The sequence below is a fragment of the Kutzneria buriramensis genome (assembly GCF_003387475.1).
GTDB classification, from domain to species: Bacteria; Actinomycetota; Actinomycetes; order Mycobacteriales; family Pseudonocardiaceae; genus Kutzneria; species Kutzneria buriramensis.
Genome location: NZ_QUNO01000011.1, coordinates 85701 through 107066, shown reverse-complemented (window position 1 = coordinate 107066; position 21366 = coordinate 85701). Strand labels below are relative to the sequence as shown.

At 71.3% G+C, this 21366-nt stretch carries 19 protein-coding genes and 1 riboswitch; of the genes, 2 read left to right on the top strand and 17 right to left on the bottom strand.

Translation table 11 applies throughout. From position 1 onward, the window contains the following. Positions 1-8 precede the first annotated feature (8 nt). From BCF44_RS30340 to rsmI, 7 genes are all read right to left on the bottom strand, one after another. Positions 9-695, bottom strand: coding sequence for a methionine ABC transporter permease (locus tag BCF44_RS30340; protein WP_116177844.1), 687 nt, complete (start codon positions 693-695; stop codon positions 9-11). After that, a complete protein-coding gene (locus tag BCF44_RS30335; protein ID WP_116177843.1) occupies positions 692-1702 on the bottom strand; it encodes a methionine ABC transporter ATP-binding protein in 1011 nt (336 codons plus the stop codon). The genes BCF44_RS30340 and BCF44_RS30335 overlap by 4 nt, the downstream gene beginning before the upstream one ends. Positions 1703-1924: 222 nt before the next feature. Next, a riboswitch (SAM riboswitch) is annotated at positions 1925-2015 on the bottom strand. A 203-nt stretch (positions 2016-2218) separates the two neighbouring features. Then, the gene (gene rsmA, locus BCF44_RS30330) at positions 2219-3064 is read right to left on the bottom strand and encodes a 16S rRNA (adenine(1518)-N(6)/adenine(1519)-N(6))-dimethyltransferase RsmA (RefSeq protein WP_116177842.1); all 846 of its coding nucleotides are present in this window, start codon (positions 3062-3064) and stop codon (positions 2219-2221) included. Between the two features lie 17 nt (positions 3065-3081). After that, entirely contained in the window at positions 3082-4608 is a 1527-nt protein-coding gene (locus tag BCF44_RS58645; RefSeq protein WP_147328695.1) for a resuscitation-promoting factor, read from the bottom strand. A gap of 370 nt (positions 4609-4978) precedes the next feature. Continuing rightward, positions 4979-5803: a TatD family hydrolase gene (locus tag BCF44_RS30320; RefSeq protein ID WP_116177840.1), complete on the bottom strand. Its 825-nt coding sequence runs from the start codon at positions 5801-5803 to the stop codon at positions 4979-4981. Next, positions 5800-7593, bottom strand: a complete 1794-nt coding sequence (metG, locus tag BCF44_RS30315; protein WP_116177839.1) for a methionine--tRNA ligase — start codon at positions 7591-7593, stop codon at positions 5800-5802. Before metG ends, BCF44_RS30320 begins: the two co-directional genes overlap by 4 nt. 31 nt (positions 7594-7624) lie before the next feature. Then, positions 7625-8479, bottom strand: a complete 855-nt coding sequence (gene rsmI / locus BCF44_RS30310) for a 16S rRNA (cytidine(1402)-2'-O)-methyltransferase (protein ID WP_211353292.1) — start codon at positions 8477-8479, stop codon at positions 7625-7627. A 24-nt stretch (positions 8480-8503) separates the two neighbouring features. Here rsmI and BCF44_RS30305 point away from each other — a divergent pair, with 24 nt between their 5' ends. Beyond that, positions 8504-10093 carry a dolichyl-phosphate-mannose--protein mannosyltransferase gene (locus tag BCF44_RS30305; protein WP_116177837.1) on the top strand — a complete coding sequence of 530 codons (1590 nt, stop codon included), beginning with the start codon at positions 8504-8506 and terminating at the stop codon, positions 10091-10093. A gap of 156 nt (positions 10094-10249) precedes the next feature. On the opposite strand, the gene BCF44_RS30300 is transcribed toward BCF44_RS30305, so the two are convergent. Then, positions 10250-10504, bottom strand: a complete 255-nt coding sequence (locus BCF44_RS30300; RefSeq protein WP_116177836.1) for a hypothetical protein — start codon at positions 10502-10504, stop codon at positions 10250-10252. Positions 10505-10587: 83 nt separating this feature from the next. Between BCF44_RS30300 and BCF44_RS30295 the strand changes: the two genes are divergently transcribed. Then, entirely contained in the window at positions 10588-11532 is a 945-nt protein-coding gene (locus BCF44_RS30295; protein ID WP_116177835.1) for a lysyl oxidase family protein, read from the top strand. Between the two features lie 41 nt (positions 11533-11573). Here the strand turns inward: BCF44_RS30295 and BCF44_RS30290 are convergent, their stop codons facing one another. The 9 genes from BCF44_RS30290 to BCF44_RS30250 form a co-directional block, all read right to left on the bottom strand. After that, a complete protein-coding gene (locus BCF44_RS30290; RefSeq protein WP_116177834.1) occupies positions 11574-12293 on the bottom strand; it encodes an ABC transporter permease in 720 nt (239 codons plus the stop codon). Next, positions 12293-13207: an ABC transporter ATP-binding protein gene (locus BCF44_RS30285; RefSeq protein ID WP_116177833.1), complete on the bottom strand. Its 915-nt coding sequence runs from the start codon at positions 13205-13207 to the stop codon at positions 12293-12295. The genes BCF44_RS30290 and BCF44_RS30285 overlap by 1 nt, the downstream gene beginning before the upstream one ends. A gap of 69 nt (positions 13208-13276) precedes the next feature. After that, positions 13277-13993 (bottom strand): SWIM zinc finger family protein, encoded by a 717-nt coding sequence (locus BCF44_RS30280; RefSeq protein WP_211353291.1) that lies wholly within the window; start codon positions 13991-13993, stop codon positions 13277-13279. After that, positions 13990-16569, bottom strand: a complete 2580-nt coding sequence (locus BCF44_RS30275) for a DEAD/DEAH box helicase (protein ID WP_425460093.1) — start codon at positions 16567-16569, stop codon at positions 13990-13992. Before BCF44_RS30275 ends, BCF44_RS30280 begins: the two co-directional genes overlap by 4 nt. A 95-nt stretch (positions 16570-16664) precedes the next feature. Continuing rightward, a complete protein-coding gene (locus BCF44_RS30270) occupies positions 16665-17438 on the bottom strand; it encodes an ABC transporter permease (RefSeq protein ID WP_246015743.1) in 774 nt (257 codons plus the stop codon). Beyond that, on the bottom strand, positions 17435-18373 hold the full coding sequence (locus tag BCF44_RS30265) for an ATP-binding cassette domain-containing protein (protein WP_116177832.1): 939 nt from the start codon (positions 18371-18373) through the stop codon (positions 17435-17437). The genes BCF44_RS30270 and BCF44_RS30265 overlap by 4 nt, the downstream gene beginning before the upstream one ends. An 89-nt stretch (positions 18374-18462) precedes the next feature. Beyond that, a complete protein-coding gene (locus tag BCF44_RS30260) occupies positions 18463-19038 on the bottom strand; it encodes a PadR family transcriptional regulator (RefSeq protein ID WP_116177831.1) in 576 nt (191 codons plus the stop codon). A 10-nt stretch (positions 19039-19048) separates the two neighbouring features. Then, on the bottom strand, positions 19049-20710 hold the full coding sequence (locus BCF44_RS30255; protein WP_116177830.1) for a hypothetical protein: 1662 nt from the start codon (positions 20708-20710) through the stop codon (positions 19049-19051). Next, on the bottom strand, positions 20695-21300 hold the full coding sequence (locus BCF44_RS30250) for a hypothetical protein (RefSeq protein WP_116177829.1): 606 nt from the start codon (positions 21298-21300) through the stop codon (positions 20695-20697). Before BCF44_RS30250 ends, BCF44_RS30255 begins: the two co-directional genes overlap by 16 nt. Positions 21301-21366: the final 66 nt, after the last annotated feature.

The following is a 21366-nucleotide window of genomic DNA, read 5'->3' as shown; positions in this document are numbered from 1 at the left end:
TTGTGGTGTCAGGCGGTGACGCGGCGACGGCGGTCGATCAGCCGTGACGTGACGTCGAACAGCAGTTGGATGATCATGGCGAGGGCGCCGAGCACGATGACCGTGGACCAGAGCACGCGGTCGTCGTAGCGCTGATAGCCGTAGCGGATGGCGAGGTCGCCGAGGCCCTCGCCGCCGACAACCCCGGCCATGGCGGAGAAACCGACGAGAGTGACGGCGGTGACGCCGACCGCGGACACCAGTGCCGGGGCGGATTCGCCCAGCAGCACGGATCGCACGATGCGGGCACGCGTGGCGCCGGTGGTGACAGCCGCCTCGACGACGTTGGCGTCGACCTCACGCAGCGCGGACTGGACGAGCCGGCCGAGGAACGGCACCGCCCCGATGGCCAGGGGCACGATGGCGGCGGTGGGCCCGATCGAGGTCCCGATCAGTGGCCGGGTGACAACCTGTTGCAGCAGCACGATGAGCACGATGAACGGCAGCGATCGGCCGAAGTCCACCACGGTGCCCAGGATCCGGTGCAGCACCGGGACGGGCCGAAGCCCGCCCGGCGCCGACACGTGCAGCAGCACGCCCAGCGGAATCCCGAGCGCCGTGGCGAACAACGTCGCCACACCGACCATGTACAGCGTCTGGCCGAGCGCGGGGTGGAGCAGGTCGAACACATCGGACCACGGAGTGGTCTGTTTCACGCAGCGACTCCCTGCGGGCCCTTCTGAGCCCGTCGGACGAGAGCGCCGGCCTCGGAGATCCACTCCAGCGCGGAGTCGGCCCGCTCGCCGGTCAGGCCCAGCCGGAACCGGGCGACCGGGGTCTCGCCGAGCCGGGTCAGTCCGCCGCCGAGCACGGCGAGGTCGACGCCGAACCGGTTGGACGCCTCGGGCAGCAGCGCGCCGACCGCAGCGAAGCCGACCAGCACCACGTCGGCGACGCGGTCGTGGTTGGCGGGAATGCCGTCGGCCTGGTCGAGCGCGGGCAGCAGCGCGTTGGCGGTGCGGCTGTCCACATCGGACACGAGGTCGAGCAGCCGGCCGTTCTCCACGATGCGACCGCCGTCGAGCACGGCGACGTCGTCGCAGATCCGGCGGACCACCGCCATGTCATGTGTGACAACGACAACCGTGACGCCGAGCTCGGCCCGCGCCCGGTCGAGAACGGTGAGCACGGAGCCGGTGGTCTCCGGGTCCAGCGCCGAGGTCGGCTCGTCGGCCAGCAGCACGGACGGGCTCGCGGCCAGCGCGCGGGCGACCGCGATGCGCTGGCGCTGCCCGCCGGAGAGCTGGTCCGGGTAGGAGGCGGCCTTGTCCGTCAGGCCGACGAGATCGAGCAGCTCGCCGACGCGACGACGGCGGGTCGGGCCGTCCACGCCCGCGGTTTCCAGTGGCAGCGCGACATTGCCGGCCGCGGTGCGCTGGCGGAGCAGCGAATCCCCTTGCGGCACAACGCCGATCTGCCGACGGGCGGCGCGCAGCCGGGCGTCGTCGAGGGTGACGAGGTCGGTGCCGTCGACCCGGATGGCGCCGCTGTCCGGGCGCTCCAGCAGGGCGATGCAGCGGGCCAGGGTCGACTTGCCGGAGCCGCTCGGGCCGACCACGCCGCACACGGCGCCGGCCTGGACCTCGAGGGTGACGCCATCCAGGGCGCGCACGGCGCCGCCCCGGGCGGGGAATGACTTGACCAGATTGTCGACTGTGATCACTTTATGCTCCACGGCACGCGCGGCCACGCGCGCTCATGGCGCGCGAAGGCCGTCCTTTTTGGACCGTCCTAACCGGACGAGGCGAATGAGGGTGAACCGACAGCAGGCGGCGAGGGTGTTACCGGCCGGCCTGACAGCCCGTTGCCGTGCGACGGCACTGATCGACGACTCGACGGCGAGTGAGCAGCAGCGCTGCGCATACTCGAGCGAGGTCCATGACGTCCTCCATCGGTCCTGGCTGTAGCACCTGCCCGGGGTCGGGTGGTTGCTGCGGCTTCGTCGATCCAGGTCTCTCGGCCGCTCGGGATGGATGCAAGTAGCAGTACACCTGACCCGTATGTGGAAAAGCAAGCGGTGCCCGCGAAGAACCACGGATCGTTCGGTACGTCACACAGATGCCCGGTGATTCACAGGCGGTGACGAGATCGAACATGCGGTTGTTCGGCACTGTGCGAAGTCACGGTGTCACGGGAAGAATCCTGCGCCACGCCGGCGTTGCAGCAGGTTATGGGGGAACTACGCGGAGGCGACTTCGGCGAGGCGGGCGAACTGGGCGATGTCGAGCTGCTCGCCCCGCAGCGACGGGTCGATACCGGCGGCGACCAGCAGCTGCCCGGCCCGCTCGGCCGAGCCGGCCCAGCCGGCCAGGGCGGCGCGCAGCGTCTTGCGACGCTGGGCGAAGGCGGCGTCGACCAGGGTGAACAGCTCCTGCCGCGACACCGATGACGGCGGCTCGCGCCGGGTGAAGGCGACCAGCGCGGAGTCGACGTTCGGCACGGGCCAGAACACGGACCGCGGCACGGGGCCGGCGCGGCGGGCGTCGGCGTACCAGGCGAGCTTGACGCTGGGCACGCCGTAGACGCGGCTGCCGGGCCCGGCGGCCATCCGGTCGGCGACCTCGGACTGCACCATCACCAACCCGGTGCGCAGCGACGGCAGCTCGGCGAGCAGGTGCAGCACGATCGGCACCGACACGTTGTACGGCAGGTTGGCGACGAGCGCGGTCGGCTCCAGGCCGATCTCGGCGGCGGTGACCCGCATGGCGTCGGCGCCGACCACGGTGAGCCGGGAGGCGACCGACGGCGCGAACTCGGCGGCGGTGACGGGCAGACGCGCCGCCAGCACCGGATCGATCTCCACGGCCACGACGGCCTTGCACGCCGGCAGCAGCGCCAGGGTCAGCGAGCCGAGCCCGGGACCGACCTCCAACACCACGTCATCGGGACCGACACCCGAGGCGACGACGATGCGCCGCACGGTGTTGGTGTCGTGCACGAAGTTCTGGCCCAGCTTCTTGGTCGGACGGACGTCCAACTCCTTGGCGAGGGCGCGGACCTCCACGGGTCCCAGCAGTTCGGGCACGAAGCGGGATTCTAGGCTCAGATCAAACCGAGCTTCGCGGCGCACTCCCACGGCTCCAGGCCGCGCGCGGCGCGGACCCGGTCGGCGACGGCGATCTGCTGCTCACGGGTGGCCAGGTCGGCGCGCGGCGCGAAGTCGGCGCCGCCGTTGCTCAGCCAGGTCGGCTGGTTGAACTGGAGGCCGCCGTAGTAGCCGTTGCCGGTGTTGATGTGCCAGTTGCCGCTGGACTCGCAGAACGCGATCTTGTCCCAGACCTCGTCGCCGGGCAGCGGCTTGGTGCCGTTCTTGACGACCTTGGGCTTCATCGGCGTGAGGATCTGGACGCCGATCTGCTGCTTGTCGGTCTGCTGGCCGTTGTGCATGGTGACCCGGTAGGTCACCGTCTGCTTGCCGGCCGCGCCCGGGTCCACGACCTGCGTCGTGCCCTCGTCCATGGTCGGGTCGTTGATGGTCTGGACCGTCGGCTGGATGTCCTGGTCCTCCTGGACCACCGTCACGCCGTTGCGGCTGATGGTGATCTGGGCCCCGGTGGCCAGCTTGGTGTCCTGGGCCGGCGACACGTTGTCGTCCGCGCCGAGGTTGACGTTCAGCGACTTGAGCAGCTCCTGGATGGTCACCGCGTAGGTGGTGAGCTGCTTGGGGGCGTTGCCGCCGTCGCTGATCGTGACGGTCTTGGCCGTCTTGAGGTCGATCGACATGCCGGACAGCGGGATCTGCTTGGACGGGTCGACCGACAGCTTGGCGTTGGCGGTCTTCACGTTCATCTCGCGCAGCGCGTCGGCCACCGTCTGCGACTTGACCCACTGGGTCTGCTGCACGCCGTCGATCGAGACGGTCATCATGCGGCCGCGGTTGAGGACGATCTTGCCGCCGTCGGCGATGGACGAGGTGGCGGACGGCATCAGCGAGTCGTGCGCGCCGGCGGACAGGCCCTGCTTGGCCAGCACCTCGCCGACGGTGCCGCTGTAGGTGTGCACCATGATCTCGTGGCCGTCGACGTCGACGGTGACGGCCTTGTCCATGGCCAGCGCGGTGGCGCCGCCACCGGTGATGCTGACCAGGGTGGCCATGATCGCGGCCTTGATGAACCGGCGCTTCCACGGGGAGCGGTTGTCCTGGTCGGTCTTGACGACCGTCTTGCGCTGGGGCTCCGGGACGAGGTTGCGGTCCTCGAGTCCCTCCTCCAGCTCCTCCCAGCACTGCGCCAGGCCCTCGGTGAGCGGGCCGTGGTCGTCCCTGATGATCGGCAGGACCGTGGTCTTGGCGTTCATCAGCTCGAGCAGCTGGTCGAGCTCGAGGTCTACGGAGTCGAGGATGCTCTGGGCATCCGGCCCGAGGACGTCCATGACGTCCTGGGTGGAGACGTACGCGCCGCCGGGGACGAACTGGCGGGTGGACTCGAGCTCGGCCTCCCAGTCCCAGTCCCAGTCCAGATCGGGCCGCACCGCGGTCCAGGTGGACGTCTGCCGCTCGGCCACGGCAACCCCGGCGTGGGGTGCCCAGAAGCTCTGTGAACTCTGCACCTGGGTGGGTGCTTCGTCCACGCGCGGTCTACGGTGCCTACCGGTCCCAGTCACGGGGTCGTTACCTCCGAAAAGCCGATGGTCCGCGAAGAGTTCCGCGGCTGTCTCGCCTAGCCGACGTCAGCCGCTGGTACATCTCCTCGCTTCGCTCGGGTCTCTCGTGCTCCGACTGCCTTGGTTGGTCCCGTAGTCAACGCCGTCCGGCTGGCTCCCCTCGCGGGTGCCGGCCGTCCCCGACGAACGCCGACCTGACTGCGGGCCGGTGGCTGGACATCCCTGTCCGGCGCACCGATCACGGGACCGTAACGGAGGTCGGCCCGAGTCGCAAACATTCCCCGGGTTGTTGTGGCTCCAGTCACACCACGGGGTGATTTCTTTTCCGCACGGACCGTCATACGCGCAGGCCGAAGACTCGGTTCACCGTTGCGGTGACAACAGTTGCCAACTCACCGACATTCACGCCGCGTAGATCAGCGAGCTCACGCAGCGTGTACGCGGCGCAGTACGGCTCGTTCGGACGACCCCGGAACGGGTGGGGCGTCAGGAAAGGGGCGTCGGTCTCCACAAGCAACTGTTGCGGTGGGACAAGCTTTGCCGCCTCCCGCAAGGGACCTGCGTTGCGAAACGTGACCGTGCCCGAGAACGACAGCACGTACCCGGCGTCCACGCAGCGTCGCGCCAGGTCCGCGTCGCCGGAGAAGCTGTGGAACACCACGGTGTCCGGTGCGCCCTCCTCCTCCAGGATGCGCAGGACGTCCTCGTGCGCGTCCCGGTCGTGGATCATCAGGGGCTTGCCCAGCCGCTTGGCAAGCCCGATGTGCCAACGGAACGCGTCCTGCTGGGCGTCGTGCGGCGAGTAGTCCCAGTAGTAGTCCAAACCGGTCTCGCCGACCGCCACCACGCGCGGGTGCGCGGCCAGGGCCGCGAGCTCCTCACGTTCGGCGTCGCCGAAGTCCTTGGTACGCGTGGGATGCAGCGCGACGGCCGCGAACACGCGGTCGTCCCAGGTGGACGCCTCCACCGCCCAGCGCGCGGCCGCCATGTCGTCGGCGACGGTGATCGCGTGCCCGATGCCCGCCGACTCGGCACGGTCCATCATGGACCGCACGTCGGCGGAATCCTTGGCGCCACAGGCTTCCAGGTGGGTGTGGGCGTCGACCGCCGACACCGGAAGACGCTCCGGTATCGGCGGCCGCTCTCCCTTGCGAGGAGTCATTTCTCGATGGGAGCCCACTCCGGACCGGTCTCGGCCAGCTCCGGGTCGAGCTTGGCGAACAGCGGCGTCGGCTTGTCCAGCGGCACGCCCACCTCGATCGGCGTGGACTCCCACTTGGCCTGCTCGGCCGCGTAGTCACCGGTCAGGATGGGGTACTCGCGCGACGGGTCGTCCAGGTCCGTCACCTCGCGCATCTCCGGCTGCGACGCCCACAGGCCGGTGCCGCCGAGCAGCTCGTGGATCTTCTGCGCGGAGTGCGGCAGGAACGGCGTGAGCAGCGTGTTGGCGTCCTTGACCACCTGCAACGCGGTGTGCAGCACCGTGTCGCGGCGGGCCGGGTCGTCCTTGAGCTTCCACGGCTCCTGCTCCGACAGGTACTTGTTGGCCGCCGAGACGACCCGCATGGCCTCGCCGATGCCGGCGCGGAACCGCGAGTGCCGCAGATGCGTGCCGACCGTGTCGAACGCGGCCTTGGCGAGGTTCTTCAGGTCCTCGTCGGCCTGGGTGGGCGCGGTCGGCGCCGGCACCGCGCCGACGTTCTTGTGCGCCATCGAGACCGAGCGGTTGACCAGGTTGCCCCACTCGTTGGCCAGCTCGAAGTTGATCCGCCGGACGAACTCCTCCCAGGTGAAGTCCACGTCCTGGGTCTCCGGGCCGGCCGCGGAGATGAAGTAGCGCAGCGCGTCCGGGCCGAAGCCCTCCAGGAAGTCCCGCACGTAGATGACGCGGCCCCGGGAGGTGGAGAACTTGGAGCCGCTCATGGTGAGGAACTCGCTGGAGGCGATCTCCGTGGGCAGGTTGAGCGTGCCGTACGGACCCGGCCGGCCGCCCAAGTCGCCGGCCCCGTTGTGGCCCATCAGCAGCGCCGGCCAGATCTGGGCGTGGAAGGTGATGTTGTCCTTGCCCATGAAGTGCACGATCGGCGTCTCGGGGTCGTTCCAGAAGCGCTTCCACGCGTCCGGGTCGCCGCTGCGCCGGGCCCACTCCACGCTGGCCGAGAAGTAGCCGATGACCGCGTCGAACCACACGTAGAACCGCTTGAGGCCCTGGTCGCGCCAGCCGTCCAGCGGGATCGGCACGCCCCAGTCCAGGTCGCGGGTGATGGCCCGCGGCCGCATGTCGTCGACCAGGTTCTTGGTGAAGTTGACGACGTTGGGGCGCCAGTCGGTCTTGGACGCCAGCCACTCGCCCAGCGTCCGGGTGAACGCGGGCAGGTCCAGGAACAGGTGCTCGGTCTCGACGAACTTGGGTGTCTCGCCGTTGATCCGCGACTTGGGGTTGATCAGGTCGGCGGCGTCGAGCTGGTTGCCGCAGTTGTCGCACTGGTCGCCGCGGGCGCCGTCGTAGCCACAGATCGGGCAGGTGCCCTCGATGTAGCGGTCGGGCAGGGTGCGGCCGGTGGACGGGCTGACCGCGCCGGTCGTGGTCTTGGGCAGGATGTAGCCGTTGTCGTTGAGCGCGAGGAAGATCTGCTGCACCACGTCGTAGTGGTTGCGCGTGGTGGTGCGCGTGTACAGGTCGTAGGTGACGCCGAGCGCGCGCATGTCCTCGGCGACCACGCGGTGGTACTTGTCCGCGGTCTGCTGCGGGGTCAGGCCCTCCTTGTCGGCCTGCACCAGGATCGGCGTGCCGTGCTCGTCGCTGCCCGAGACCATGAGCACGTCGTGGCCCGACATTCGCATGTAGCGGGCGAACAGGTCGGAGGGGACACCGATACCGGAGACATGGCCGATGTGACGGGGGCCGTTGGCGTAGGGCCAGGCCACCGCCGTCAGCACGGGGGCACTCATGCGACAAAGCGTACGGGGGCGCGCCCGCGCATTACCGCTTGGCCGCTACCACACTGTCGTACAGCGCCTTCTTGCTGACGCCGGCGGCCGCCGCGACCTCGGCAACCACGTCCTTGAGGCGTTGTCCAGCGGCCACCCGGGACTGCACCGCCGGCACCAGATCGGCCACGTCCGTGACGTCCACGGCGACCGGCTCGGCGCCGGCGAACACCACCGTCACCTCGCCGCCGACGCCCTCGGCGGCCCACTCCGCCAGCTCGGCCAGCGTGCCGCGGCGGACCTGCTCGTCGGACTTGGTCAGCTGCCGGCAGACCGCGCCGCGGCGGTCGGCGCCCAGCACCTCGACGGCGTCGGCCAGGGTCGCGGCCACCCGATGCGGTGATTCGAAGAACACGCAGGCCCGGGTCTCGGTGGCCAGCGCCGACAGCCACTTGCGGCGCTCCCCCGACTTGCGCGGCGGGAAGCCGTCGAAGCAGAACCGGTCCACCGGCACGCCGGACAGCGCCAGCGCGGTGACCACCGCCGACGGGCCGGGCAGGCAGGTGATCGGCAGGTCCTCGGCGACGCAGGCGGCGACCAACCGGTAGCCGGGGTCGGACACGCTCGGCATGCCCGCGTCGGTCACCAGCAGCACGGTTTGCCCGGAAGCGACCGCCTTGACCAGTCCGGGCAGCCGGGCCGTCTCCACCGCGTCGTAGAAGCTGACGACCTTGCCGGCGGGCGTGACCCCGAGCGCCGAGGCCAGCGAGCGCAGTTTGCGGGTGTCCTCCGCGGCCACCAGATCGGCCGTGGCCAGGGCGTCGACCAGCCTCTTCGACGCGTCGCCGAGGTTGCCCAGCGGCGTCGCCGCGAGGAGCAGGCGGCCGGTGCCCGATACGGTATTCACGTCGCTCACCCTACGATCGCCCCCGTGACGACGATCGTGGAGCGGACCGACCCCGAGCCCGACGGCGTGGTGGACGTCGGCGAAGTGCCGCCGGCGGCGCAGCCCTCCACCGCCGGACCGCTGGATCGGCTGGCGGTGTGGCGACCCACCGACACCGTGCGCGGCTGGCTCGTCACGCTCAGCGTCACGCTGCTCGGCGGCATCATCCGGTTCTGGGACCTGGGCTGGCCCACCGACCGCGGCACACCCGTCTTCGACGAGAAGCACTACGTGCCGCAGGCGTGGCAGATGCTGCGCAACGGCGGCTACGAGGACAACCCCGGCTACGAGCTGGTGGTGCACCCGCCGGTCGGCAAGTACATGATCGCCGTCGGCGAGTGGCTGTTCGGCTACGACGGCTGGGGCTGGCGCTTCTCCTCGGCCATCGCCGGCACCGTCTGCATCTTCCTCATCGTCCGCATCGGCCGGCGGCTGACCCGCTCGACGATGCTGGGCGCGCTGGCCGGCATCTTCCTGATCTGCGACGGCGTCAGCCACGTGCAGTCGCGGCTGGGCATGCTGGACATCTTCGGCGCGCTGTTCGTGGTGATCGCCTTCGGCTGCCTGCTCGTGGACCGGGACGTCGTGCGCGGCCGGCTGGCCGTCGCCGTCACCGAGGGCTGGGTCGGCGCGTCGCAGTGGGGGCCGCGGCTCGGCTTCCGCTGGTGGCGCTTCGCCGCCGGCATCTCGCTGGGCCTGGCCTGCGGCGTCAAGTGGAACGGCATCTACTACATCATCGCGTTCGGCCTGCTGTCGGTGTTGTGGGACGCGACGGCCCGCCGCGCCGCCGGCGTGGAACGGCCGTGGGCCGGCGCGATCGTCCGGGACGTGCTGCCGGCGCTGTGGGGCATCGCGATCATGGCCGTGCTGGTGTACTTCGCGTCCTGGTGGGCGTGGTTCGGCAGCGAGACCGGCGTCGACCGGCACGCCGCCGGCAACCAGGTCGCCGTGTCGAGCTGGCTGCCCAACGCCTTCCAGTCGTTCTTCTACTACGAGGGGAACGTGCTGCACTTCCACGCCAACCTCATCACCGGGGCGCCGGGGGTGGGCACGCACCCGTGGGAGTCGAAGCCGTGGACGTGGCCGATGGGGCTGCGGCCGATGCTGTACTACATCGAGCAGACGCCGAGCCCGCTGGCCGCCGGCTGCGGCGCGACGGAGTGCGTGAGCGCGCAGATGCTCGTCGGCACGCCGGCGATGTGGTGGCTGGCGTTCCCGATGATCGGCTGGTCGCTGTGGCGGGCGTTCGTCAAGTTCGACTGGCGGCACGCGGCCGTGATGGTCGGCTACATGGCGGGTCTGCTGCCCTGGTTCCTCAACATCGACCGGCAGATGTTCTTCTTCTACGTCACGCCGATGGCGCCGTTCCTGGTGCTGGGGCTGGTGCTGGCCTGCGGCGACATCCTCGGCCGGGCCCGCGCCGGCGCGGAACGCCGGGGCACGGGGCTGCTGGTGGTGGCCATCTACACCGGGCTGGTGGTGGCCAACTTCGTCTGGCTGTGGCCGATCCTCAACGGCGACCCGATCAGCGCCGCCCAGTGGCAGGCCGAACTCTGGCTCCCCAGCTGGCGGTAGCTCAGTAACTCTGCCGCGCGTTCCGCGCGGGGCTCGGCCGCCCACGAGGCCGATGCCTTCCCTTGTCAGTTGTCGATCGATGGAAAGACTCGATCGACAACTGCCCGCGGTCCAGGCATCGGCGGCGGCCTCGCGGCTCCTCGTGGTTGGCGGTGGTCAGTTGGTCAGGGCGGTGGTGAGGGTGGGCTTCCAGGGGTTGTCGCAGCAGGGGCGGTCGATCCGGTCGCCGGCCTCCAGGTCGGCGACGATCTGGCGGACGCGGGTGGCGGTGTCCTTGTCGGACTTCTGCACGACGGCGGCGATGGCGTCCAGCACGAGCGCGGCCTCGCGCAGCGCGGGCGCCGGCACGACGCGAGCGTCCTGAAGGGACGGAAGCGGGGCGGTGACGGGTTCGGTGGCAGCAGTCGACACCCGCCGAGGCTAAGGCCATCCACGCACCGTCACAGCAGACATCACCCGATCGAGTCGGCGGGCCCCTGGCTAGGTTGACGGGCATGAAGGCGACTGCGCGGTTCCTTGCGGCGGCCGGAGTTCTGGCCCTGCTGGCGACGACGCCACCGGCCGGGGCGGCGACGCCGATGCTGCTGCCCGATCTCCGGCAGGCGCCGGTGGGCTGTTCGGGCGGCTGGCGCGGCAACCCGGTGGACTGCAAGGACTGGGACGTCTGCATGGTCACGGACGTCAACGCCCCCAACGCGCCGTGTGTGACGACCGGCGACATCAAGGCGGTGCGCCTGCGGTTCACCTCGTCGGAGGAGAACGTCGGCGACGGCCCGCTGCTGTTCTACGCGCACCGGGACAGCGCGCTGTTCCCGAAGATGTCGGTGCGGCAGGCCTTCCAGAACGGCGAGCACGGCTCGATCCCCGACTCCTACGCCGCGGCGCAGCGCTCGTCCGGCACCAGCGCGTACTACGAGCCCGCGCCGGCGCACATGCACTGGCACCTGTTGAACTTCGAGCGGTTCCAGCTCCGCACGCTCGGCGGCAACGCGGTGGTCTCCGACCGCAAGAACGGCTTCTGCCTCGGCGACCGCTACGGCGTGGCGGACGCGGTCACGCTGGAGCACCGGGTGCACGAGGACGACCAGCCCGAGGCCAAGCTGCACCAGTTCCTCATCTACAACATGTGCGAGCACCAGCACCCGGAGGCGACCGACGTGACCGAGGGCATCTCGGTCGGCAGCGGCGACGACTACCGGTACGACGTGGACTTCCAGTGGCTGGACATCACGTCGGTGGCCTCGGGCGTCTACGACGTGGTCAACACCGTCAACCCGGACCGGACGCTGACCGAGTCGAACTACGACAACGACTCGTCGTCGATCGCCGTGTCCATCCAGTGGCCGGGCAAGGCGGCGGGGACGCCGTCGAGGATCACGGCGCCCCCGGTGGTGCGGTTGCTGCGCAGCTGCCCCGGCACCGCGACCTGTTCCGCCTGACCGGCGGTTCGCGGGCTCCCCTCTGGCCCGCGAACCGCCGGTCAGCCCCGGGCGGTGTCCCGGCGGTAGCGGACCACGACCAGCGCCCCCACCGCCGCGACCCACGCAGCCATGGTGATCACGCCCTGAAGGCTCGGCGCGTTGCCCGCCAACGCTTCATGACCGAATTCCGCCAGCCAGTAGGACGGCAGCGCCTGCGCGACGGTGGTCATCACGGCAGGAAGGGTGTTCAGCGGGAACCACAGCCCGCCGAGCATGCTCAGCGCCAGCATCGACACCATGCCCATCGCCTGGGCCGAGTCACCGGTGGCGAGCAGTCCGATCAGCAAGCCGAGCACGGCCGTCGGCAGCACGCCCAGCCAGCAGAACACGAGCAGTTGCGTCCACGTGCCGACGCCGAGGCTGACGTGCTCGAACAGCACACCGCCGGCGAACACCAGCACCAGGCAAGGCAGCGTGACCACCATCGCCGCGGCGACCTTGGAGACCAGGTAGTCGACGCTGCTCAGCGGCGTCAGCCGGAGCTGGCGGTTCCAGCCGACCTGTCGTTCGATCGCCGTGCGGGAACCTGTGACGATGGAGGCGGCCACCGCGCCGTACGCGGCCATGCTGATCATCAGGTAGTCGACCGTGCTCGGGTCGGACCTGCCGTACACGGAGCTGAACACCAGGAACATGACCAGCGGAAAGCCGACCGTGAAGAGGAAGAACCGGGGCGAGCGGACGATCCGGCTCACCTCGAACGTCAACAGCGCGCCCATCAGGCGGCCTCCTGCCTGGTCAGAGTGACGAACGCGGCCTCGAGGCCGGCGCCGCGGACCTCGACGTCGTGGGCCTGCGGGTGCCGGGCGAGCAGTTCGCGCAGCGCGCGGTCGGAGTCGGCGCACGTCAGCTCGACGATGGCGCCGCGGACCAGCACCGAGGTGACGCCCGGCAGCGTGGTCAGCGCGGACTCGTCGGCGTGCGGGATCTTGGCGGTGATCACGCGGCCGGCGGCGAGCGCGCGGACCTGGCTCACCGAGCCGTCGGCGACGACCTGGCCGGAGCGCAGCAGCACGACGCGATCGGCGTAGTCCTCGGCCTCGGCGAGGTAGTGGGTGGCGAACACGACCGTGCGGCCGGTGTCGGTGTAGGAGCGCATCGCCGTCCAGAACTCGCGCCGGCCCTCCACGTCCATGGCGACGGTCGGCTCGTCCAGGACGAGCAGGTCGGGGTCGCTGACCAGCGCCGATGCGAAGCGCACGCGCTGCTTCTCGCCGCCGGACAGCAGGCCGACCCGGCGCCCGGCCAGCTCGGCGATGCCGGCGCGCGCCAGGGTTTCCTTGAACGGCAACGGGTTCGGGTACATCGCCCGGAACAGCCCGACGGTCTGGGCGACGGTCGCGTCGTCGAGCAGGCCGCCGGACTGGAGCATCGCGCCGACCAGACCAGCGCCGACCGCGTCCCGCGGCGCGCGGCCGAACACGGACACCGTCCCCCGGGTCGGGTCGGCCAGGCCCAGCAGCATGTCGATGGTGGTCGACTTGCCGGCACCGTTGGGGCCCAGCAGGCCGACGACCTCGCCCGGCGCGATGGTCATGTCGACGCCGTCGACCGCGCGCACGTCGCCGTAGTGCTTGGCCAGTCCCCTGATGTGCACCGCGGCGCCCCGGGTGACGGTGTCTGTGCTCCTCATGCGTCCCAGGCTGGCGGTCGAACCCGTTGCGGCCCTGGCACTTCTGTCAGGACCCCGCCATGACAACTGTCACGGGCGGCCCCTGGAGCTGTCTACCGCGCCGTTGGCCAGTAGCTCGCGGGCCCGCGCCGCCGCCTCGGTCGCGGCGTCGGCGAGCGCCGAAGCGTCGATCCCCGGCGGGGCGACGACGAGCGGCCTCGGCTCGTCGCCTACCGGTGGCGGCGGTTCGGGCAGCGCCCGCACCGGTCGCGCGAAGGCGTCGGCCGCGCTGACGCCCGCCGGCCGTGCGCCGAACGTCTCCACCGAGCCGCCTCGCAACACCAGCAGCAGCGATGGATCGGCGTCGAGCAGCCAGGCCACCTGGTAGCAGAGCGCCGCCGCGTGATCGCAGGGGTTGCCCCAATCGTCGCAGCCGCACTGGGTTTCCAGCTCGCCGATTCCCGGCAGCAGGTCGGCGAGGGCGTGCGGGAGCTCACCGTCGAGCAGCGCCGCCAAGTGTCCCGATTGGACGGTCGCCTCGGCCGCGAGGTGCGCCCAGCGGTCGGCCGACAGGGGTTCGACCGCGACGACGATCGGCGCGGCCCCGTCGAGCACGGCGGCCGCCCGACCCGGGCTGATGGTGACGGGCCCGATCCGGCCCTCGGCCGCGATACGTCGGCCGCGGCGCGCGAGCGTGGCGTCGACGGCCGTGTCCTCCATGGCCTGGATCCACGCCGAGCCCCACCAGGTGCGCCGGCGGCGACGGCTGCCGGTGGGAAAGGCGGGAAACCCTTGGACATCGCTCATCGCAACTCCACCAGGTCGGCGAGCTCGGAGTCGGTGAGCTCGGTCAACGCCGCCTCGCCGCCGGTCAGGACGGCGTCGGCCAGAGCGCGTTTGGCGGTGAGCATCGCGGCTATGCGGTCCTCGATGGTGCCTTCGGTCATGAGGCGGTGGACCTGGACGGGGCGGGTCTGCCCGATGCGGTGGGCCCGGTCGGTGGCCTGGTCCTCGACGGCGGGATTCCACCAGCGGTCGTAGTGCACGACGTGGTCGGCACGAGTGAGGTTGAGGCCGGTGCCGCCGGCCTTGAGCGAGATGAGGAAGATCGGGACCTCACCGGACTGGAAGCGGTGGACCATGGCCTCGCGGCGCGGAACCGGGGTGCCGCCGTGCAGGAACTGGCAGGGCAGGCCCCGGTCGGCGAGATGGCGGACGAGCAGCTGGGCCATGCTCACGTACTGGGTGAACACGAGCACGGCATGGTCCTCGGCGACGATGGTGTCGAGGAGCTCGTCGAGCAGCGCGAGCTTGCCGGAACGGGCGGTGAGGCGGGCGTCGGGCTGCTTGAGGTACTGGGCGGGGTGGTTGCAGATCTGCTTGAGCGAGGTGAGCAGCTTGACGATCTTGCCGCGGCGGGCCATGCCGGTGCTGTCGGCGATCTCGGCCATGGCCTCGCGGACGGCGGCCTCGTAGAGGCCGGCCTGTTCACGGGTGAGGGGCACGAGCTGGTCGGTCTCGGTCTTGGCGGGCAGCTCGGGCGCGATGCCGGGGTCGGACTTGCTGCGCCGCAACAGGAACGGTCGCAGCAGGCGGGAAAGGCGGCGGGCGGTCTCCTCGTCCTTGTCGGCCTCGATGGGCTTGGCCCAGCGCCGACGGAACGACGGCAGCGAGCCGAGCAGCCCGGGGGTGGCCCAGTCCAGGATCGCCCACAGCTCGGACAGGGTGTTCTCGACGGGCGTGCCGGTGAGGGCGATCCGAACGCCGGAGGTAATGGTGCGCAAGGCTTTGGCGGTGGCGGACCGGGCGTTCTTGACGTGCTGGGCCTCGTCGGCGACGACGAGGTCCCACGGCACTGCGGCGAGTTCCGATGCGGACGGGCGCATGGTGCCGTAGGTGGTGAGCACGAAGCCGGTGACCTCGGAGAGGTCACGGGCCGAGCCGTGGAACCGCCGCACGGGCACTCCCGGCGCGAAGCGACGGATCTCGCGTTCCCAGTTGCCCAGCAGCGAAGCGGGGCAGACCACCAGCGTGGGGCCCGCCGAGCGGTGCAGGTGCAGGGCGATGACGGTGATCGTCTTGCCGAGGCCCATGTCGTCGGCGAGGCAGCAGCCGAGGCCGAGCGACGTCATGCGGGCCAGCCAGCGCAGGCCACGGAGCTGGTAGTCGCGCAGGGTCGCGGCGAGGGCGGGCGGCTGGGCGAGTTGCTCGGCGCCGCCCTCGGCGTCGGCGATCCGGTCCCGCAGCGCGCCCAGCCAGCCGTTGGGCACGACCTCGACCTGCTCGCCGTCGATCTCGGCGGTGCCGGTGAGGGCGAGCCCGAGCGCGGCCAACGGGCTGAGGGGCTCCAGCGTGCGCTGCTGGGCCCTCCGGGCGAGGTCGGCGTCGACGAGCTGCCACTGCTCCCGCAGCCGCACGACGGGCCGGTGGGCCTGGGCGAGCTGCTCCAGCTCGTCGCGGGTCAGCGGGTCGTCGCCGAGGGCGACCTGCCAGTCGAAGCGGAGCGCCTGGTCGCCGCTCAGGAAGCCGGGCATGTCCCGCGGCGGCGAGTCGCCGCCGATGGCGACCCGGGCGACCAGCTGCCGGGCGAGGTCCTTGGGCCAGTGCACGGGCACGCCCTTGGCGGCGAGCCGGTCGGCGGCACCGCCGAGCAGCTGCCGGACCTCGTCGTCGAGCAGCACGAACTCGTCCGGCACCTCCTTGTGCAGCACGGCGTCGAGCGCCGGCCACACCCTTGCCGCCCGACGCAGCACGACGATCGCCTGCGACTGGGCACGGGCGCGGCCGGCCCCGGCCCACACCTCGGCGGCGTCGCTGACCAGCCCCGGATCGGCGAGGCTGTGCAGCTGGACGACGGCTCGGAACCGGCCGTCGAACTCGATCCGCAGCGACACGCTGACGCCGTCGGCCCAGGCCCGCAGCTCGGGCACGCGCTGCGGGGTGGCGGCCAGGAACGCGGCCTCGCTGCCGCCGCGGGGCATGGCGTCGGCGACCGCGTCCAGGAAGCCCTCGACCAGCACGCGGGCGTCCGGCAGCTCCAGCGGCAGCCGGTCCGGCACCGGCACGGCCCGGGCGTCGGCCGGCATGGCGTCCACGAGCTCGCCGATCCGGCCCTGGTCGGCGGGGTCGAGCGGGCCGACCCGCCACGCGTCGAAGTCGCCGGGCGAGACCGTGGGCAGCAGCCGGCCGCGGGCGACCAGCTGGAGGGCGACGACGGTGGCCGCGCCCCAGAACGCGGTCGCCGGATGGGCCCGGCGGTCGCGGCGGGCCCGGCTGAGCAGCGGCACCGCCTGGGCGACCGGCAGGCGCAGGGCCGGCACGGTGCGCACGCGCACCTCGCCGTCCCGGGCCTCGACGACGTCCAGAGCGCCGAGCTCCCCCATCCCCGTGGGGAGCTCGGCACCCCAGAACGCCATTCTGCCCAATCTCGGCGGATCCGCGGGCTCGAACACGACCGGACAGCGCACGAGTTCGTCCACTATCGGCTCAACCTCCGAAACGCTCGTACCGACAGCGGGCCGAACACCGCCACCAGGAGCAGCGGCCACACCGCCGCCACGCCGATCCACCCGGCGGCCGCACCGGGGTTGCCGAACAGCTCGCGGGTCGCGGCGGCGGTCGCCGACAGCGGGTTCCAGGTGGCGATCGCGCCGAGCCAGCCCGGCATGGAGTCCGGCGACACGAAGACGTTGGACAGAAAGGTGACCGGCCAGATCACCGTCTGCACGAGGGTGACCGCGCCCGGGTCGGCGACGACCAGGCCCAGGTAGATGCCCAGCCACAGGAACGCGAACCGGAGCAGGAGCAGCAGGCCGAACGCGCCGAGGGTGGCCCCGACGCCGCCGTGCGGCCGCCAGCCGACGGCCAGCCCGCAGCCGACCATCACGGCCAGCACCAGCACGGAGTTGAGCAGGTCGGCGCCGCACCGGCCGACCACCACCGCGGACGGGGCCATGGGCATCGACCGGAACCGGTCGGTGACGCCGCGGGAGGCGTCGGTGGTGACCGCGAGCAGGGTGCTCTCCACGCCGAAGCCCATGGTCATCACGAACATGCCGGGCAGCAGGAACTCGCGGTAGTCCCCGCCGCCGGGCACGGCGATGGCGCCGCCGAGCAGGTAGCCGAACATCAGCACGAGCAGGATCGGGAAGAGCAGGCCGACCACCACCGGGGCGGGCCGGCGGGCCCAGTGCGCGAGGTCGCGCCGGGTCATCGTCCAGCCGTCGGCGACGGTCCAGTAGAGGCTGCTCACGCGGACACCTTTCCATCCGTCAGGGTCAGGAAGACCTCGTCGAGGGTGGGTCGCCGCAGCGCGATGTCCTCGACGGGCACGCCTCCGGCGTCCAGGGCCCGCACGACCTCGGTCAACGCCGCCACGCGGTCCCGCACCGGCGCGCCGACCCGGCGCCGGTCGACGTCCCGTTCCGGCTCGGCGCCGGCGATCGTGCGCAGCAGCTCCGCCGCGACCGGCAAGTCGGCCGCGTCGTGCACGACGACCTCCAGCCGGTCCCCGCCGATACGGGACTTGAGCTCGGCCGGGCTGCCGCCGGCGATCGCCCGGCCGGCGTCGATGACGGCGATCTGGTCGGCCAACTGGTCGGCCTCGTCCAGGTACTGGGTGGTGAGCAGCACGGTGGTGCCGTCGGCGACGAGCGACCGCACGGCGTCCCAGACCTCGTTGCGGGCCCGGGGATCCAGGCCGGTGGTGGGCTCGTCCAGGAACAGCACCGGCGGCGCGAGGATCATGCCGGCGGCGAGGTCGAGCCTTCGTCGCATGCCGCCGGAGTAGTGCCGCACAGCCCGGTTCCCGGTGTCGGCCAGCCCGAACCGGTCCAGCAGCTCGGACGCCCGCGCGCGGGCCCGTGACCCGGTCAGGTGATAGAGCCGGCCGAAGAGCTCCAGGTTCTGCCGGCCGCTCAGCACCTCGTCCACGGCGGCGTGCTGGCCGACCAGGCCGATCCGCCGACGCACCTGGGCCGGCTGCCGGCCGACGTCGAAGCCGGCGACCTCGGCGCGCCCCGCGTCGGCCCGCACCAGCGTGCTCAGCACGCGCACCGCCGTGGTCTTGCCGGCCCCGTTCGGACCGAGCAGCCCGCACACCGTGCCGGGACGAACCCGCAGGTCGAAGCCGTCGAGCGCGACCTTGTCGCGGAACCGCTTGCGCAGCCCGTCGACCAGAACCGACATGTGTCCCCCCTGACCCTGAGTACTAAAACTTGAATACCCGTCCAGCCAGTGTGCCCAGCCGACCGCCGGTATGCAAACTTGAATAAGGTTCAGTCCGGATGGGGCCAGCTGCCGGGCTTGCCGACGGTGCCCGGCTCGCCGGCCATCGCGTACTCGCCGGCCTCCAGCCGATCGATCAGTCCCCTGGTCCAGGCCAGGTCGTCGGACGCGTTGCGGACCCGCAGCCGGTACAGCTCGCGCACGTGGAGCGGCTCCTGCCGGCCTGCCAACTGGGCGTCGGCCTCCTTGCGGACGGCCGTCACCATCGCCAGCCGGAGGTCGAGCAGGGCCAGCGCGTGCGCCCGGGTCAGCGCCGGCAGCATCGCCAGGCCGGCGGCCAGCATGTCCGGCCGCGGGTCCGGCTTGCGCAGGGCGTCGGCGAGCAGCCGCTGGAACTCGTGCTCCCCCTTCTCGGTGAGCTCGTAGTCGGTGCGTCCGGGCACCGCCCAGTCCTCACGCAGGAAACCGGCCTTCACGCCCTGCTTCAACGCGTGGTAGATCGAGCCCCACTTGACGTTGGCCCACTCGTCCGCGCCCCACGCCATGAGGTCGTGGCCGATCAGGTAGCCGTGCGCGCGGCCGTAGCCCCGCACCACTCCCAACACCAACAACCTCGTCGCCGACATGGGACGCAGCCTAAAGCGGGCCGTAGATCAGCACCGACTGCTGGGTGCCCACCACGACGCGGCCGTCCGCCACCGTCGGCACGGTGAAGTTGGTGTAGCCGGTCAGCTTCTCGTGCACGAGCTCGCGCCGCAGGTCGGTCGGGTCGTAGGCGCGCAGCACCGGGCCGCCGGCCTGGTTGCCGACGATCCACACCACCGCCGTGCCCGGCTGGTCGCCGTTGCTGGACACGACCGGGATGCCGCCCGGATAGGACAGTCCCTCCGGCGCCTGCGACGCCGCCGGCTCGACGATCTTGCCGTCCACCAGCTGCCAGGCGGTGAGCTTGTCGGCGACGCCCGCGGTGTAGACGTAGGTCCTGCCGCCGCCGGTCCACGTGGTCTCCGCGCCCCACACCCCGCCGGCCACGGTCTGGATCGGCAGCTCCTGCACGATCTGGTCGACGTCGGTGCGGTCCTGGTGGCCGCACGGGGCGTCGATGGTGTGGAAGCCGCCGAGCGAGTCGATCTTCGTGACCTCGATCCGGCCCTCCTTGCTGATCTCCAGCACCTCGCCCTGCCCGGTCAGCAGCAGCGGCGCGCCGGAGCTGAGGTCCTGGTCGTGGTCGTTGAGACAGGTGACGTTGAACGGGGTGAAGGCGTCGGCGACGCGCAGCGTCCCGCCGTCACGGACCAGGCGCAGCAGGCTCATGCCCGCGTTGCGGCCGCCCGGCTGGTTCAGGTTGTACGGCCCGTTCCCGGTTGTCACGAAGATCGAGCCCTGGTAGCCGACGAGCCCGGTCTGCGACTGCCAGATGCCGCCGCCACCGGGGCGCCGGCCGCTGCTGCCCTGGTCCGGGTTGTCCGTGTAGACGACGGCCTGCCGCAGGTCCTTGGCCTGGTAGCCGAGAATCCAGCCCTCGTACGGCATTCGGCTGCAATACGAGGAGAAGGCCGCGTAGACGACGCCGTCCTGGAGCAGCAGCCCGACGCGCTGCTGCTCGAAGGCGGCGTCGAAGCGGACCTTGCCGTTGCTGGAGTTGCTTCCGGCGACGGCGGCCGACAACGTCACCGGCGACAGTTTGTCCTTGCCGGTGCTGACATCCAGCGCGTACATGCGGTCCACGATGCCGGCCTGGCCGTGCATGGTCGCGACCACGTACAGGGTGTTCGTGGCGGGGTCGATCACGGGCGTGCCGGTGACGCCCACCTCGGGTGAGATGGACTCGCATTTCACGTCGTCGCTGGCGGACACCGGCTTCGCGCCGGCCGGCAGCAGGGATCGCTGCCACAGCGGGGCCCGCGCCGCGCCCTTGGCGTCCGCGTCGAGGGCGTACACGCTGCCGTGTTCGGTCGCGACAATGGCGGCGTTGTGGCCGTGCAGCCCCGGTACGAACAGCGGCTGCGCGTAGACGGCGCCGTCCAGCGGATAGGCGATCCGCTGCCCGAACCTGCCGTCCGCGACGGTCGCCTGGGTGAGCACGGTCTCGTGCCGGTTCCAGCCGACCCGCGTGGGGTCGCCGCGCTGGGTCAGCACGGCTGTGTCGGCGGGGGCGGCCGCCGTCGTCTCGGCGGCCGGGGCCACCGGAGCGGACGGCTGGGAACACGCCCCTGCCACCAGAATCGCCGCGAGCCCGGTGAACCCGGACCGCCACGCGGTCCGGGCCGCCGAGCCGCCCGTCAGGGCGTGTAGCACTTGTTCGTGCTCGTGTTGAAGATCGGCGTGGTGTCGACCGGCAGGTTGGACGCCGGGTTCAGGGTCACCTGGCCGCCGTTGTCCTGCGTGAGGGCGTCCTCACAGTCGAGCAGGGCCTGCTTGCCGGGGTTGTGCAGATCGCTGGAGTTGCCGCCCGCCCAGAGGTCGATGCGCCAGTGGTGACCGTTGCGGACCGGCGTCGGGTTGTCGCCGTTGCTGCCGTTCCAGTCCTTGGTGCACTCCGTGCAGGTGTCCTCCATGATGAAGTACTTCTTCAGGTACGCGTAGTAGACGATGGTGCCCGGCTTCTCCTCGCGCGTGTCGGTGGCGAAGGTGACCGGGTCGGAGAAGGTCCCCGTGCCGCCGGCCTTGCTGTGGATGACCGGGTTGCTGATGATCGCGCTCGGCGGCGAGTTGTCCACGAAGCCGTAGAGCGTCACGTAGAACAGGGCGTCGGACGCCTTCGGCGTCGACGCGGCCGGCGTGGTTGCGGTGTTGCGGCCGGCGGAGGCGCTCGCCACGGACCCGAGCGTGAGGACCAGCCCCAGGCTCAGCACCGCGACCAGCAGTCGGGTGAACCGTGCTGACATCCATCCCTCCTTGCAGGGAAGGGGAGGGCGGCGGCTCCACATTTGGTAAGGAAAGTTTCCTTACCG

Bases quoted from the DNA above. Each gene is read 5' to 3' on its own strand.
- BCF44_RS30265 (WP_116177832.1), bottom strand. From the start codon at position 18,373: ATGTCGGTTCTGGTCGACGGGCTGCGCAAGCGGTTCCGCGACAAGGTC.
- BCF44_RS30290 (WP_116177834.1), bottom strand. From the start codon at position 12,293: ATGGGCGCGCTGTTGACGTTCGAGGTGAGCCGGATCGTCCGCTCGCCC.
- BCF44_RS30275 (WP_425460093.1), bottom strand. From the start codon at position 16,569: ATGGGGGAGCTCGGCGCTCTGGACGTCGTCGAGGCCCGGGACGGCGAG.
- BCF44_RS30320 (WP_116177840.1), bottom strand. From the start codon at position 5,803: ATGACTCCTCGCAAGGGAGAGCGGCCGCCGATACCGGAGCGTCTTCCG.
- BCF44_RS30285 (WP_116177833.1), bottom strand. From the start codon at position 13,207: ATGAGGAGCACAGACACCGTCACCCGGGGCGCCGCGGTGCACATCAGG.
- BCF44_RS30295 (WP_116177835.1), top strand. From the start codon at position 10,588: ATGAAGGCGACTGCGCGGTTCCTTGCGGCGGCCGGAGTTCTGGCCCTG.
- BCF44_RS30260 (WP_116177831.1), bottom strand. From the start codon at position 19,038: ATGTCGGCGACGAGGTTGTTGGTGTTGGGAGTGGTGCGGGGCTACGGC.
- BCF44_RS30250 (WP_116177829.1), bottom strand. From the start codon at position 21,300: ATGTCAGCACGGTTCACCCGACTGCTGGTCGCGGTGCTGAGCCTGGGG.
- BCF44_RS30280 (WP_211353291.1), bottom strand. From the start codon at position 13,993: ATGAGCGATGTCCAAGGGTTTCCCGCCTTTCCCACCGGCAGCCGTCGC.
- metG (WP_116177839.1), bottom strand. From the start codon at position 7,593: ATGAGTGCCCCCGTGCTGACGGCGGTGGCCTGGCCCTACGCCAACGGC.